Genomic DNA, 13,940 nt, shown 5'->3' on the forward strand with positions numbered 1-13,940 from the left:
CAGGGTGGCGGCGATCGTGGGCGTTCCGGTCCACCGCGTGAGGGTGGCTTCCGTGGCGGCGACCGCGACGGCGGTTCCCGTGGCGGTGACCGTCGTGAGGGCGGCTACCAGGGTGGCGGCGATCGTGGGCGTTCCGGTCCACCGCGTGAGGGTGGCTTCCGTGGCGGCGACCGCGACGGCGGTTCCCGTGGCGGTGACCGTCGACAGGGTGACGCGCCCCGTGAGGGCGGCTTCCGCGGTGGCGACCGTCGCGAGGGTGGCTACCGCGGTGGCGACCGTGACGGTGGGTTCCGGGCCGACGAACGGCCACGTCGTGAGGGCGACTACCGCAGCGACGAGCGTGGCGCGGGCTCGGAGTCGTCCGAGGGCGGGCGCGTTGGGGCCCCGGCACTGCCGGACGACATCGTCGCGACCGACCTCGACAAGGACGTGCGCGCCGAGCTGCTCTCGCTGAACAAGCCCGTCGCCGAGACCGTGGCCCGGCACCTGGTCGCCACCGGTCAGCTGATCGACGAGGATCCGGCCGAGGCGCTGGCGCACGCGCTGGCCGCCCGGCGGCTCGCCTCGCGCATCTCCGCTGTCCGTGAGGCGGTCGGCCTCGCCGCGTACCACGCGGGGGAGTGGCAGACCGCCATCGCCGAGCTGCGGACGTACCACCGGATGACCGGCTTGCAGAGCCACCTGGCTGTGCTCGCCGACTGTGAGCGGGCCCTTGGCCGGCCGGAACGGGCCATCGACCTGTTCCGCGGGGCTGACCAGGCGAAGCTGGACCAGGCCGTCGCGATCGAGCTGCTGATCGTCGCCGCCGGGGCGCGTGGTGATCTCGGCCAGAAGGACGCCGCGGTAGCGATGCTTCAGGTGCCCGACCTGACCAACGAGGCGACGGCACCGTGGACGGCGCGACTTCGGTACGCGTATGCCGACGCGCTGCTCGCCGTGGGTCGGCGTGAGGAGGCCCGTGAGTGGTTCTCCCGCGCCGCCGACGTGGACACCGAGGGCGAGACCGACGCCGCCGAGCGGCTGCTCGAACTCGACGGCGTCCTCATCGAGGGTGACGACGAGGACGAGACCGAGGAGATCGCCGCCGGCCCGGATGCGCCTGGTTCCGTGCCGGCCCAGCCGGACACGGACCTGGCCGCAGACGACGACGAGGACGAGGACGACGAGGACGACTCCGACGACGAGGACTTCGACGACGACGAAGACGGCGTCGTCGACGCTGAGGACGCCGTCCTCGACGACGTCACCGGCCGCTCGACGCAGGACGCCGACGCCGAGGATGTCGACGGTGACGACGACGTCCGCGATCCGGACCCGGAAGATGCCGCCCCGACCACGCCCGCCGGCGACGGTGGCGGCGCGGTGAGCGGCGACGGAACCGCCCCCACCCGGGGCGACGAGTCGGAGTCGACGCAGCGGTGAGCGCGGACGCCGGGAATCGGCTGATCGACGGGTACGGCCTGGTCGTCTTCGACCTGGACGGGGTGATCTACCTGATCGACCGGCCGATTCCCGGCGCCGTCGACGCGGTGGCCCGGCTGCACGCCGAGGGGCGGACGGTGGCGTACGCGACCAACAACGCCTCACGCCGATCCAGCGACGTCGCCGACCTGCTGACGGGAATGGGCGTGCCGGCGCGGCCGGAGGAGGTCCTCACCTCCGCTGCGGCGGCGGCCGAGTTGCTGCGGGACCGGCTGCCGAAGGGCGCGCCGGTGCTGGTGGTCGGTGCGGAGGCGCTGCGCGCCGAGCTGCGCGCGGTCGGGCTGAACCCGGTCAGCCGCGCCGACGAGAACCCGGCCGCGGTGGTGCAGGGCTACGGCCCGCAGGTCGGTTGGGCCGAGCTGGCCGAGGCGTCGGTCGCGGTGCGGGCCGGCGCGATCTGGGTCGCCACCAACACCGACCGGACGCTGCCCAGCGCCCGTGGTCCGCTGCCGGGCAACGGGTCACTGGTTGCGGTGCTGCGGACCGCCCTGGAGCGGGATCCGGACCTGGTCGTCGGCAAGCCCGAGTCGGCACTGTTCGAGACTGCTGCCCGGCGCGGCGACGGTGCAAGAGCGCTTGTCGTCGGGGACCGGCTGGACACCGACATCGAGGGTGCCCGCCGAGCGGAGCTGGACAGTCTGCTCGTCCTCACCGGTGTCAGTGGCGTACCGGAGCTGCTCGCGGCTGAGCCACGGCGGCGGCCCACGTACGTCGCGCGGGACCTGGCAGGGCTCTTCGACCCGGAGGCGGCGGTGCGGGTCCCGGGCCCGACGGACGCCGGCGGGTGGTCCGTGACGGACCGCGACGGGACGCTGGAGCTGGCCGGCGACGGCCGGGCGCTGGACGCGCTGGCTGCTCTGTGCGCGGCGGCCTGGGCTACCCCGACCGTGCCGACGATCCGCCCGGTGGGCCCGGACGCGACCGCCGCCCTGAAGAGCTTCGGGCTGGCAACCGACGCCTGAGGCCGGCCACCAACACGTGAGGGCCGGCCGCGGAGCCATGAGACCAGCCACCGACGCGTGCGGCCGGCCGCCTCACGTGTGCGGTGGGGCGCGTCCGTCTAGAGCAGCTTGCGCAGCTTCATCAGGTCGAACGGGTTGGCCTTGATCGACACCCGGCGGGAGGTGACCGCCCTGGTGACGTCGAGGTCGCCGCGGACCAGGGCGAGAAGGTCGTCGCTGGACGTGCTCAGCGCGATCTTGGCCTTCGGGTCGTCGCCGTCGGCCAGCTCGACCAGCCGGCCACCGCTGATCCGTCCGTGGAAGGCCGTGTCCAGGTCGGTGATCCGGCAGGCAAGGGTGCGCTCCAGGTCGATGCGCTCACGGACCGTCTCGGCGTTGCGGTCCAACCTGGCGGCCAGCTCCCGCAACGCCTGCCGGCACTCGTCCACGCTGGCCACATGTCCCCCTCGCCGATCGCCACGCCGTCCCCGGCACCGTACCGCACAGGACAGTCCGGGGTGCCCGGTAGCGTGACACCTGCAGACCCCGCCCATGGAAGGACGAAGGCATGCAGGACGCGTGGCGCGCCTACCTCGAACTGGCCCTGGGCCTGGCGGAGGCGCCCCGGAAGAAGGCCCAGGACGCGGTGCGTCGTCTCGTCGGCACGGGCGGGGCGACCGCGGCCCAGCTACAGGCGCTCGGTGAGGAGCTGGTCAGCACCAGCGCCGCCAACCGGGAGGCGTTGACCAAGCTGGTCCGCTTCGAGGTCGACCGGGCCCTCGGCGCGGTCGGTCTGGCGACGGCCGACGAGGTGGCTGAGCTGACCCGGCGGGTACGCGACCTGGAACGGCAACTGCGCGAGGCGCGCGCCACCGAGCCGCCCGTCGGCCCGGCGGCCCACTCCACCCCGGAGCCGGCCACGCCCACCGAGCGGCCCGCGCCGCAGCCGGACCCGACCAGCGCGGCGCAGCCCGGCGGTGGCCTGGTGCCGTCGGACGGCCCCGCCGGAGCGCCCGTCGCGAAGAAGGTCGCCGCGCCCGTCGCGAAGAAGGCGATCGCCAAGAAGGCCGTCGCGAAGAAGGCCATCGCCAGGAAGCCGCCCGCGACGATCAGCCGGACCGGCCCCGACGCCCCGACGCCTGTCACGCCTGACGACACCCCGACTCCGGCGGTGATGCCGGCGAAGAAGGCCGTCCGCAAGCGCCGCCCGGACGGTGAGTCGTGAGCGAGGGCGCCCGCCCCGGCCCGTCCGGGGGCTTCCGGCCCGGCCCGTCGCCCGGGTCGTTCGCGGCCCGGCCGAGCCCACCGGCCGGTCCCCGCCCGGGCCCGCCGCCCGATCCGGCGGTCGCCGCCGACGACGCGGCCGGTCACCCGGCGGTCGACGCGGCCGTGCGGGCCATGGACAACGCGGCGGCGCTCGCACCAGCAGACCAGATCGCGCAGTACCAGGCGGCCTACGAGACTCTGCGCGAGACCCTCGCCACCATCGACCAGACCTGAGCAGGGCGACCCGCCCGACAGACCGGAGAAACACCCATGGCACGTCGCAACCGGCTGGACGCCGAACTCGTCCGTCGCGGGCTGGCCCGCTCCCGTGAGCAGGCCGCCGCGCTGGTCGAGGCCGGCCGGGTCCAGCTGCGCGGCGTACCCGCGCGCAAGGCCGCCGCGATGGTCGACCCCGCCGACCCGCTGCTGGTCACCGGCGAGGACCCGACCCGGGAGTACGTCTCCCGGGGCGGGCACAAGCTCGCCGGTGCGCTGGCCGCGTTCGGGGGCCTGCGCGTCGCCGGGCGGCGCTGCCTGGACGCGGGCGCCTCGACCGGGGGCTTCACCGACGTGCTGCTGCGCGCCGACGCCGCCGAGGTGGTGGCCGTCGACGTCGGCTACGGGCAGCTCGCCTGGTCCCTGCGCACCGACGAGCGCGTCCGGGTCCTGGAACGCACCAACGTCCGTACCCTCGTCCCGGATGCGATCGGCGGTCCGGTCGACCTGACGGTGGCCGACCTGTCGTTCATCTCGTTGCGGCTGGTGCTGCCGGCGTTGGCCGGCTGCACCCGTGACGACGGTGACCTGGCGCTGATGGTGAAGCCGCAGTTCGAGGTGGGCAAGGAGCGGGTCGGGACGGGCGGCGTGGTCCGTGACCCGGCGCTGCGTGCCGAGGCGGTGCTCGACGTGGCCGGCGCGGCGGCGCAGCTCGGCCTCGGGTTGGCGGACGTGGCGGCCAGCCCGCTGCCGGGGCCCAGCGGCAACGTCGAGTTCTTCGTATGGTTGCGCCGGGGCGCGCCGGCGGCAGACCCGCTGCGGGTGCGGGCCGTGGTGGACGCCGGGCCGGACGGTCCGACGACGGCCGGCGACGTGCCGGGCGTGGCGGCGGAGGAGGTCGCAGGGTGAACGCGTACAGCGAGCGGCGCACGAGGGTACGCGGACGTGCCGGTGCGGCGGCGTGCCGTCCGGCGGCGGACGGGCGGCCGACCCGATGAGCCGCACCGCGCTGCTGGTGACGCACACCGGCCGTCGGCGCAGCACCGAGCACGCCCGGTCGGTCGCCGCCGACCTCATCGCTGCGGGCTTCGAGGTGCGGGTGGTCGCCGAGGAGGCCGAGGACCTCGACCTGCCCGGGACGGTTCCGGTCGCCGGCCCCGAGGCCGCCGAGGGCGCCGAGATCGTCTTCGCGCTCGGTGGGGACGGCACCTTCCTGCGCGCCGCCGAGCTGGCCCGCCCGGCGAAGGCGCCACTGCTCGGCATCAACCTCGGCAAGGTGGGTTTCCTCGCCGAGGCGGAGATCAACGATCTGGACCACGCGGTCCGGGACGTCGTCGAGCGCAACTACACGGTGCACGAGCGGCTGACGCTCGACGTCACGGCCGAGTTCGACGGTGGCCCGACCATCGAGTCGTGGGCGCTCAACGAGATCAGCGTCGAGAAGGGCGAACGGGCGCAGATGCTCGAACTCCTCGTTGACGTGGACGGCCGCCCGCTGTCCCGCTACGGCTGCGACGGCGTGGTCTGCGCCACCCCCACCGGTTCCACCGCGTACGCGTTCTCCGGCGGCGGCCCGGTGGTCTGGCCGGAGGTGGAGGCCCTGCTGCTGGTGCCGATCAGCGCGCACGCGTTGTTCAGCCGGCCCCTGGTCACCGCACCCACGTCGACGTTCGTGATCACCGTGGACCCGTTCACGACCCTCGCCGTGCTCGCCTGCGACGGCCGGCGGGTCTACGACCTGCCGCCCGGCGCCCGGGTGACGGTGCGTCGAGGCGCCCTGCCGGTGCGCATCGTCCGGCTGCGTGCGCGTCCGTTCACCGACCGGCTGGTCGCCAAGTTCGGCCTGCCGGTGCACGGGTGGCGGGGCAGCCGCCGGTGACCGGGTGGACTACCGCCGGTAAACGGCCATTGGCCACCTGACGACATGTCACTGCTGCGGCAGCCGACGAGTGCTGAGCCGTAACAGGTTCGTCGCAAACTCCGGATGGCCCTCATCTGCGGATGGCGGGCCTCAAGGAGTAGAGGAGCACTCAAATGCACTGGTTCGCACGCTGGCTCACCGTCGGCGCGCTGGTGCTCGGCGTCGCCGCACCGGCGTCCGCCGACCCGCCCAACGGCTCTACCGCGCCGACTCCGGGGACGTCAGCTCCGGGCGGTGCGCCCGTTCGCATCACCCTGGTCACCGGCGACCAGATCGACCTGGTGCAGGCGGCACCCGGCCGCGTCGGCGTCAACGTCCGCCCCGGCCCCGGTCGGGACCGGATCACCTTCGAGACGATCGAGGTCGATGGCGGACTGCGGGTACTTCCGAGCGACGTCATGCCCTACCTTTCCACGGGGGCACTCGACCCTCATCTGTTCGACGTGCAGAAGTTGGCCGCCGACGGGTACGGCGATGCGGCGCAGAGCGCGTTGCCGTTGATCGTCCGCTATCGGGAGCCAGCCGGCGGCCGGGTCCGTGCACTGGCCGGCGCCACCGACGCGCGTCCCTTGGCGAGCATCAACGGGGCTGCGCTACGGATCGCGAGAAGTGACCTCGGTCGCGTGTGGACGACGCTGCGCGGCACTCCCGGACAGCGGGCCGCCGTCGGTGAGCAAGCCAAGCTCGGTGCCGGTGTCGCCCAGATCTGGCTGGACGGAAAGGTCCGTCCGACGCTGGAGCACAGTGTGCCGCAGATCGGTGCCCCGACGGCGTGGAGCGCCGGCCGGGACGGCACCGGTGTGAAGGTGGCGGTGCTCGACACCGGCGTCGACGCCACCCATCCGGACCTGGCGGGCCGGATCGCGGAGATGCGGGACTTCTCGGACAGCGGCAGCGCCCGTGACGGGCACGGCCACGGCACTCACGTGGCGGCCACCATCGCCGGCAGTGGCGCTGCTTCGGGAGGGCTGCGCAAAGGCGTCGCCCCCGGAGCGCGACTGCTGGTCGGCAAGGTGCTCAACGATGCTGGTTTCGGCTCAGACTCGTCCACCATCGCGGGCATGGAATGGGCCGCCCATGCGGGTGCGCGGGTGGTCAGCATGAGCCTCGGCGGCGATGCGACCGACGGCACCGACCCGGTGAGCATGGCAGTCAACGACCTGACCGCCGAGACCGGCGCGCTGTTTGTGATCGCCGCCGGCAACGAGGGTACGGCGCGCACCATCGGTTCTCCCGGCGCGGCTGCCGCGGCGCTCACTGTCGGTGCCGTGGACCGCGACGACAACCTGGCGGGGTTCTCCAGCCGAGGCCCCCGGATCGGTGACAACGGCCTGAAGCCGGAAATCACCGCGCCGGGCGTCGGCATCATCGCCGCGCGGGCCGCCGGCACCACCATGGGTACGCCGGTGGACGACGATTACACGGCCGCGTCCGGCACCTCGATGGCCACGCCGCACGTGTCCGGAGCGGCGGCGATCCTCGCCCAGGAACATCCCGACTGGGCGGCGGGCAGACTCAAGGACGCGCTGGTGAGCACCACGAAGTCGAACGAGGCGCTCACCGTCTTCGAGCAGGGCACCGGCCGCGTCGACGTGGCTCGGGCGCTCGGCCAGCGGGTGTACTCCTCAGCCACCGCCGACTTCGGCCGGCTCAATGTCGGTGGTGCGACGATCGAGCGGACGGTGACGTACACCAACGGGACCGCCGTCCCGCAGGCCCTACGGCTGACCCTGGACCTGCGCAACCTCGACAGCCATGAGCCCGAGACCGATGGGGTTTCGGTCGGCGTCACCCAGGTGACCGTGCCGGCCGGCGGCAGCGTCGCCGTGCCGCTGCGCGCCGACCCGGCGAAGATGGCCCGGGGTCTGCACAGCGGATCGTTGGTGGCCACCGGCACGAACGGTGTGGTGGTGCGTACCGCTGTCGCCCTCACGCTCAGCAACCCGTTGCACACCCTGACGGCACGGGTGCTGGACATGCAGGGGCAGCCGGGCGTCTCGTTGGCGTTCAGTCTCGCCGGTGAGCAACCCGAGTCGGACTGGACCGGCGTCGTCGGCGGCGAAATTCAGCTACAGGTCGAGGAGGGTTCGTACGCGGTTGCGGCGCTGGTCGAGCACGGGGCTCCACTGGACGAGCAGATCACCCTGGTCACCAACCCGGAACTGTTGGTCGACCGGGATCTCACCGTCGTGCTCGATCCGCGCAAGGGCACGCCGGTGCGGATCGAGACACCCAAGCCCTCCGAACAGCATTCGATGATCAGCTTCATGCAGCACCGGGTCTTCGGCAACGGCCGGAAGGTCGACTTCGGTGTGGTGACCTACAGCACGATCCAGCAGGTCAACGTTACGCCGACCCTCCCGGTCACCGAGGGTGAGTTCGAGTTCGCTTCCCGTTGGCAGTTGGTCGCGCCGATGGTGGACGCCCGGATCAGCGGGGTCACCGCGGCACTGAACATCAACCTGATGGGCTACTCGCCCGGGCCAACCGACCGGCAGAAGCTGCCGCTGGTCTGGGCCGGCACTGGCACCGCCGCCGAGTTGGCCGGCGTGCGTGGCGCCGCGGCGCTGCTCACCGCCAAGCCGGACACCTCCGAGGAGGACCAGGTCGCGGCGGCGGCCGCCGCCGGGGCGAGGGTGGCACTCATCGTGCGGCCGGCCGACCAGAGCCCGTGGACGTCGTGGCAGCACGACGGTGATCGGATGCCCATTCCGGGGCTCGTCGTGGGGTACGACGACGGGCAGAAGATCATCGCCGCGGTCCGTAAGCGTCGTACGACGTTGAACCTGAAGCTGACCGTGGAGAGCCCCTACCTGTACGACGTGTGGCAGGTCTCCAAGAACCGCATCCCGGAGCGGATCTTGTACAAGGTCACCGCTCGGAACACCGCCGAGGTGACGACCCGCTACGGGGGCGTCGGTGGCGAGTGGGTCAGCGAGCAGCGGTTCGGGTGGCGTCCGTGGCAGGAGTCCGCCGTCGAGGACGCCCAGCGGTTCGTCCGTGCCGGGACCACCCGCCAGGAGTTCGTCGGCGCCGACGACAACTGGTGGCAGCACCAGGTCATGCACAAGGTCATGGCCAGTAGTTGGGGGGGTCTGACCGGCGGCCTGACCCAACAACCTCGGCAGTACGCAGGCGACGTCCAAGAGTCGGAGACCTGGCACGCCCCGGTGATCCGGCCGGCCGTGCCGGCCGGCCGCGGCGGGTTGGCACCCACGCGTACCGGGGACACGATGGACCTGCGGATGGCGGAGTTCGTCGACGCCGAGGGCCACTACGGCGTGGCTGGCGCGAGTGACGAGGTGGACGCCGTCGAGGCTCGGCTCAGCCGGAACGGGCAGCAGATCGCCGACTTGTCCGGTGGGTGGACCCCGGTGCTCACGACCGCGGGTCGCGCCCGCTACCGGCTGGACCTGAGCACGAGGCGGTCTTCGGCGGAGTGGCGCTACGGCACCCGTACGGACACGGCCTGGGGGTTCAGCTCGGCCCGACCGGCGGGCGAAGCCGCCACGCCGCTGCCGCTGCTGCAGGTGGACTACCAGGTGCCGGCCGACCTGTTCAGCACGGTGAACGGCCACCGGCCGCACCAGCTGGGCGTGACCCTGCGCCAGCCGGGCGGGGTGACCGGCCCGAAGGGCACCAGCATCTCGCTGCAGGTCTCCTTCGACGACGGCGTCACCTGGCGCAACGTGCCGACGAAGGGATCGGGCACCCGGTACACCGCGATCGTGCCCGCCGGGCGGGGAACGGTGTCGCTGCGGGTGCACGCCGCCGACCGGGCCGGGAACACCATCGACCAGACGGTGCTCCGGGCGTACGGGCTGCGCTGACCGGCCGGGGCGGGACGGCCAGGCGCCGGCCCGCCCCGGCAGCGTAACCGGCCGACATCCACTCGGCCGCGCCGAAAGGGGTCACAGCCAACCACGGCGGGCGACCTGGAACGCAAGTCCGGGTCGGGTGTCCACACCGACGGCGGCCATCAGGTCGGCGAAGCGTCGCTGCACGGTCCGTCGGCTCACCCCGAGTTGGGAAGCGATGGACTTGTCCGGTACGCCAGCCACGAACAACGACAACAGCCGCGCCTCGTCGGCGTCCGGCTGGTAGCCCTCGCCGGACGGGCGATCGGGCAGACCCGTGCGTCCGTCGCCGGTTGCCGGGACGGCGAGCGGTTCCCCCAGCCGTAGCTGGGTGGCCACCCGCCAGTAGCTCTCGAACAGGGCGAGCAGTGCGTCGAGTAGTTGGCTGCGGCCGATCACCGCGGCACTCGGCTCGCCGCCATCGCGCTCCGGCACCAGCGCGCAGACCGCGACGCTGGCGTCCACGATGGCCAGTCGGACGGGCAGCCGGTCCAGCACACGGGCCTGCTCACCGGCGGCGACCCCCTTGGCCAGGTCGGCCAGCGCACCGGCTTCGAGCAGCAGGTCCCGTTCGTAGATGGCCCGGTAGCGCACCCCCCGGGCGAGGGCGTCGAACTCCTCGACGTTCTCCGGGCCGGCCATCGCGAGGGGGTTGGCCCGGCAGAACCACAGCACCTCCTCGCGGGCCGAGTTCTGCAGGTCACGCAGCCGGTCGCGCAGCATCCGGCCACCGCGGATCACCTCGACCAGGTGGTCGACGTGGTGGCGGCGCAGCCCGGAGCGGTACTCCTCGGCCAGTTGGGTGACCCGTCGGCGGGCGGCCTCCAGGTCCTCCTGGCGGCGCAGCAACGTCGCGCCGAGGGCGACGTCCGGGGCGGTCGGGCGCAGCGGGGCGTCCGGGTCGTTGTCGGTGGGCTGCACGAGACCCTTGGCCCGCAATGCCTCGACCTGCTCGACGACCTGCGCCCGGGGCCGTCCCAGCCGACCGGCCAACTCGTCGAGGCGGGCCGTGGTGAGCTGGAGCAGGCAGCGGTAGAGCTCCTCCTCGGCGGGGGTCAGGCCGATCACGTCCAACACGGGGCAAGACTGTACGTCGGACGGGTGCCGACCGCAGCGGGACCCGGTGGTGGGGCCCGTCGGCTGGTCAAGTGTCGGCCCTCGCGTCTACTGTCGGGTGCTGTGCTGGAAGAGCTGCGCATCACCGGACTCGGCGTCATCGAGGACACCACCCTGCCGTTGGCCGGCGGGATGAACGTCATCACCGGCGAGACCGGTGCCGGCAAGACGATGGTGGTCACCGGCCTCGGTCTGCTCTTCGGCGGGCGGGCCGACGCCGGGCGGGTGCGTGCCCAGCCGGGACGGGCCGTGGTCGAGGGGCGGCTGCGCCTCTCCGGTCGCGTCGCCGACACGGTGCACGCCCGGATCGGCGACGCCGGTGGCGAGCCCGACGAGGACGGCTCGCTGCTGCTGAGCCGTACGGTGACCGTGGAGGGCCGCTCGCGGGCCCACCTGGGTGGCCGGAGCATGCCCGTGTCGATGCTCGGCGAGGTCGGCGAGCAGGCGGTGGCCGTGCACGGCCAGTCCGACCAGCTGCGGCTGCTACGTCCGGCCGAGCAGCGGGCCGCCCTGGACCGGTTCGCCGGGCCGGCGCACGAGAAGCTGCTCGACGCGCTGCGCGAGGCGTACACCGGTTGGCGGCGGATCGTCGACGACCTGGCCGACCGGCGGCGCAACGCCCGCGAGCGCAGCCAGGAGGCCGACCTGCTGCGGCTCGGCCTCGACGAGATCACCCGCGTCGACCCGCAGCCCGGCGAGGACGACGACCTCAAGACCGAGGCGCAGCGGCTGGAGCACGCCGAGGGTCTGCGGACGGCCGCGCAGCTCGCCCAGCAGTGCGTGGCGGGCGGCGCGGACGCGGCCGACGAGACACCGGACGCGGCGTCGCTGCTCGGCACGGCCCGGCGCACCCTGGAGGCGCAGGCCGGCACCGACCCGGCGCTGGGTGAGCTGGCGGCCCGCCTGGAGGAGGCGGCCACCCTGGTCACCGACGTGTCGGCGGAGCTGTCGGCGTACCTGGCGACGCTCGACGCGGACCCGGCACGCCTGCAGCACGTCTACGAGCGGCGGGCCGCGTTGCGCACGTTGACCCGCAAGTACGCCGACGACGTCGACGGTGTCGTCGCCTGGGCCGAGCGGGCCCGCACCCGACTGTCCGACCTGGACACCTCCGACGATCTGCTCGACGAGTTGGATCGGGAGGGGCAGCGGTTGGCCGCGGAGGTGGCCGACCTGGCCGCCCGGGTGTCGGTGTCGCGGCAGGAGGCGGCGGTCCGCTTCGCCGACCAGGTCACCGTCGAGCTGGCCGGGCTGGCGATGCCGCACGCGCGGATCGAGGTGGCCGTGCTGCCTCGACCGGTGGGGCGGTCCGAGCCGACGTTGACGGTCAACGGCGTCGAGGTGGGCGTCGCGGCCGACGGCGGCGACGAGGTGGAGTTGCGGTTGCTGGCCCATCCGGGCGCGCCCTCGCTGCCGTTGCAGCGTGGCGCCTCGGGCGGTGAGCTGTCCCGGGTGATGCTCGCCATCGAGGTGGTGTTCGCCGGCTCGGGCGGCCCGCCGACGCTCGTCTTCGACGAGGTCGACGCGGGGGTCGGCGGTCAGGCCGCGGTGGAGATCGGTCGCCGGCTGGCCCGGCTGGCCCGCAGCCACCAGGTGTTGGTCGTCACGCACCTGCCGCAGGTGGCCGCGTTCGCCGACCGGCATCTCGTGGTGGCGAAGGACACCGGCGGCGCGGTGACGACCAGCGGCGTTCGGGTCGTGGAGGACACCGAGCGCGCCCGGGAACTGGCCCGCATGCTGGCCGGTTTGCCCGATTCGGATCTGGGTATCGCTCACGCCGAGGAGCTTCTGGCGGTCGCGGCGAAGGAGAGGCGGTTGTGACGCCGCGTATTGTGGGCGCAAGCACACCGGCTCGCGCCGGCGTGTGCTTCCCTGGGTAGGCGGCCCTGCTCAGGCATGTCGCGACAGAAAAGCCTGCCTCACATGCCAGGATGGTCACGATGCGTCTACCCACGTTGCGCCGGAACCGGAACGCCGAACCGGGCAGAGTCCTCGGCACCGCGCGCCTTGATCGCCGGACGAAACGCCTGGTCGGCCGGCTTCGTCCCGGTGACATCGCGGTCATCGACCACGTCGATCTGGACCGGGTGGCGGCCGACTCGTTGGTCGCTGTCGGTGTCGCCGCGGTGCTCAACGCCAAACCGTCCGTCTCCGGGCGCTACCCGAACCTCGGGCCGGAGGTGCTGATCGCCGCCGGCATCCCGCTCCTGGACGATCTGGGCGAAGGCGTCTTCGAGCGCATCCGCGAGGGCGACCGGGTACGCATCGAGGGCAACACGGTGTTCGCCGGCGAGGAGCCGGTGGCGCACGGCGCACTCCAGGACGCCGAGTCGGTCGCCAAGGCGATGGCCGACGCCCGGGAGGGGCTGTCGGTGCAGTTGGAGGCGTTCGCCGCCAACACGATGGACTACCTGCGCCAGGAACGCGACCTGCTGCTCGACGGCGTGGGCGTACCGGACATCCAGACCCAGATCCAGGGCCGGCACTGCCTCATCGTGGTGCGCGGTTACGACTACAAGGCCGACCTGGACGTGCTGCGCCCGTACATCCGGGAGTTCAAGCCGGTGCTGATCGGCGTGGACGGCGGCGCGGACGCGCTGGTCGAGGCCGGGTACACCCCCGACATGATCATCGGGGACATGGATTCGGTCACCGACGACGTGCTGCGCTGCGGCGCCGAGGTGATCGTGCACGCCTACCCCGACGGGCGCGCGCCCGGTCTGCCCCGGGTCAACGGGCTCGGCGTCCCGGCGATCACCTTCCCGGCCGCGGCGACCAGCGAGGACCTGGCGATGCTGCTGGCCGACGAGAAGGGCGCCTCCCTGCTGGTCGCGGTCGGCACCCACGCCACCCTCGTCGAATTCCTGGACAAGGGGCGCGGCGGTATGGCCTCGACGTTCCTGACCCGGTTGAAGGTCGGCGGCAAGCTGGTCGACGCCAAGGGCGTGAGCCGGCTCTACCGGCAGAGCATCTCCGGCTCGTCGCTGCTGCTGCTGGTGCTGTCGGCGATCGCGGCGATGGCCTCGGCGGTGGCGGTCTCCACGGTCGGCAAGGCGTACCTGGGTGTGGTCGCCGAGTGGTGGGACAATTTCGTGTTCCAGCTGTACCGGCTCTTCTAGTTCCCGAGCGATCAAGAGGCTG

General features: G+C 73.0%; 11 protein-coding genes. 9 read left to right on the forward strand and 2 right to left on the reverse strand.

Translation table 11 applies throughout. The features are described 5' to 3' along the window. The first annotated feature begins 474 nt into the window (after positions 1-474). Both ACGFH9_RS27375 and ACGFH9_RS27380 read left to right on the forward strand, forming a co-directional pair. Positions 475-1,422: a Replicase polyprotein 1ab gene (locus tag ACGFH9_RS27375; RefSeq protein WP_393224790.1), complete on the forward strand. Its 948-nt coding sequence runs from the start codon at positions 475-477 to the stop codon at positions 1,420-1,422. Next, entirely contained in the window at positions 1,419-2,444 is a 1,026-nt protein-coding gene (locus tag ACGFH9_RS27380) for an HAD-IIA family hydrolase (RefSeq protein ID WP_393224702.1), read from the forward strand. The genes ACGFH9_RS27375 and ACGFH9_RS27380 overlap by 4 nt, the downstream gene beginning before the upstream one ends. Before the next feature lie 98 nt (positions 2,445-2,542). On the opposite strand, the gene ACGFH9_RS27385 is transcribed toward ACGFH9_RS27380, so the two are convergent. Then, the gene (locus ACGFH9_RS27385) at positions 2,543-2,881 is read right to left on the reverse strand and encodes an SCP2 sterol-binding domain-containing protein (RefSeq protein WP_393224704.1); all 339 of its coding nucleotides are present in this window, start codon (positions 2,879-2,881) and stop codon (positions 2,543-2,545) included. 110 nt (positions 2,882-2,991) lie between these two features. On the opposite strand from ACGFH9_RS27385, the gene ACGFH9_RS27390 reads away from it, so the two are divergent. The 5 genes from ACGFH9_RS27390 (at position 2,992) to ACGFH9_RS27410 (ending at position 9,656) form a co-directional block, all read left to right on the forward strand. Beyond that, entirely contained in the window at positions 2,992-3,648 is a 657-nt protein-coding gene (locus ACGFH9_RS27390) for a hypothetical protein (protein ID WP_393224707.1), read from the forward strand. Further along, entirely contained in the window at positions 3,645-3,923 is a 279-nt protein-coding gene (locus ACGFH9_RS27395; protein ID WP_393224709.1) for a hypothetical protein, read from the forward strand. The genes ACGFH9_RS27390 and ACGFH9_RS27395 overlap by 4 nt, the downstream gene beginning before the upstream one ends. A gap of 36 nt (positions 3,924-3,959) precedes the next feature. After that, positions 3,960-4,814 (forward strand): TlyA family RNA methyltransferase, encoded by an 855-nt coding sequence (locus ACGFH9_RS27400; RefSeq protein ID WP_393224711.1) that lies wholly within the window; start codon positions 3,960-3,962, stop codon positions 4,812-4,814. An 85-nt stretch (positions 4,815-4,899) separates the two neighbouring features. Further along, positions 4,900-5,784, forward strand: a complete 885-nt coding sequence (locus ACGFH9_RS27405) for an NAD kinase (RefSeq protein ID WP_355248448.1) — start codon at positions 4,900-4,902, stop codon at positions 5,782-5,784. Between the two features lie 155 nt (positions 5,785-5,939). After that, complete coding sequence (locus ACGFH9_RS27410; RefSeq protein ID WP_393224714.1) at positions 5,940-9,656, forward strand: S8 family serine peptidase; 3,717 nt, start codon at positions 5,940-5,942, stop codon at positions 9,654-9,656. Positions 9,657-9,737: 81 nt separating this feature from the next. On the opposite strand, the gene ACGFH9_RS27415 is transcribed toward ACGFH9_RS27410, so the two are convergent. After that, positions 9,738-10,760, reverse strand: coding sequence for a helix-turn-helix domain-containing protein (locus tag ACGFH9_RS27415; protein ID WP_393224716.1), 1,023 nt, complete (start codon positions 10,758-10,760; stop codon positions 9,738-9,740). 102 nt (positions 10,761-10,862) lie between these two features. On the opposite strand from ACGFH9_RS27415, the gene recN reads away from it, so the two are divergent. Both recN and steA read left to right on the forward strand, forming a co-directional pair. Further along, entirely contained in the window at positions 10,863-12,620 is a 1,758-nt protein-coding gene (gene recN, locus ACGFH9_RS27420) for a DNA repair protein RecN (protein ID WP_393224719.1), read from the forward strand. A 119-nt stretch (positions 12,621-12,739) separates the two neighbouring features. Continuing rightward, positions 12,740-13,918: a putative cytokinetic ring protein SteA gene (steA, locus tag ACGFH9_RS27425; RefSeq protein ID WP_393224722.1), complete on the forward strand. Its 1,179-nt coding sequence runs from the start codon at positions 12,740-12,742 to the stop codon at positions 13,916-13,918. Positions 13,919-13,940 lie beyond the last annotated feature (22 nt).

This window comes from Micromonospora sp. NPDC049102, assembly GCF_043197485.1.
Classification (GTDB): Bacteria; Actinomycetota; Actinomycetes; order Mycobacteriales; family Micromonosporaceae; genus Micromonospora.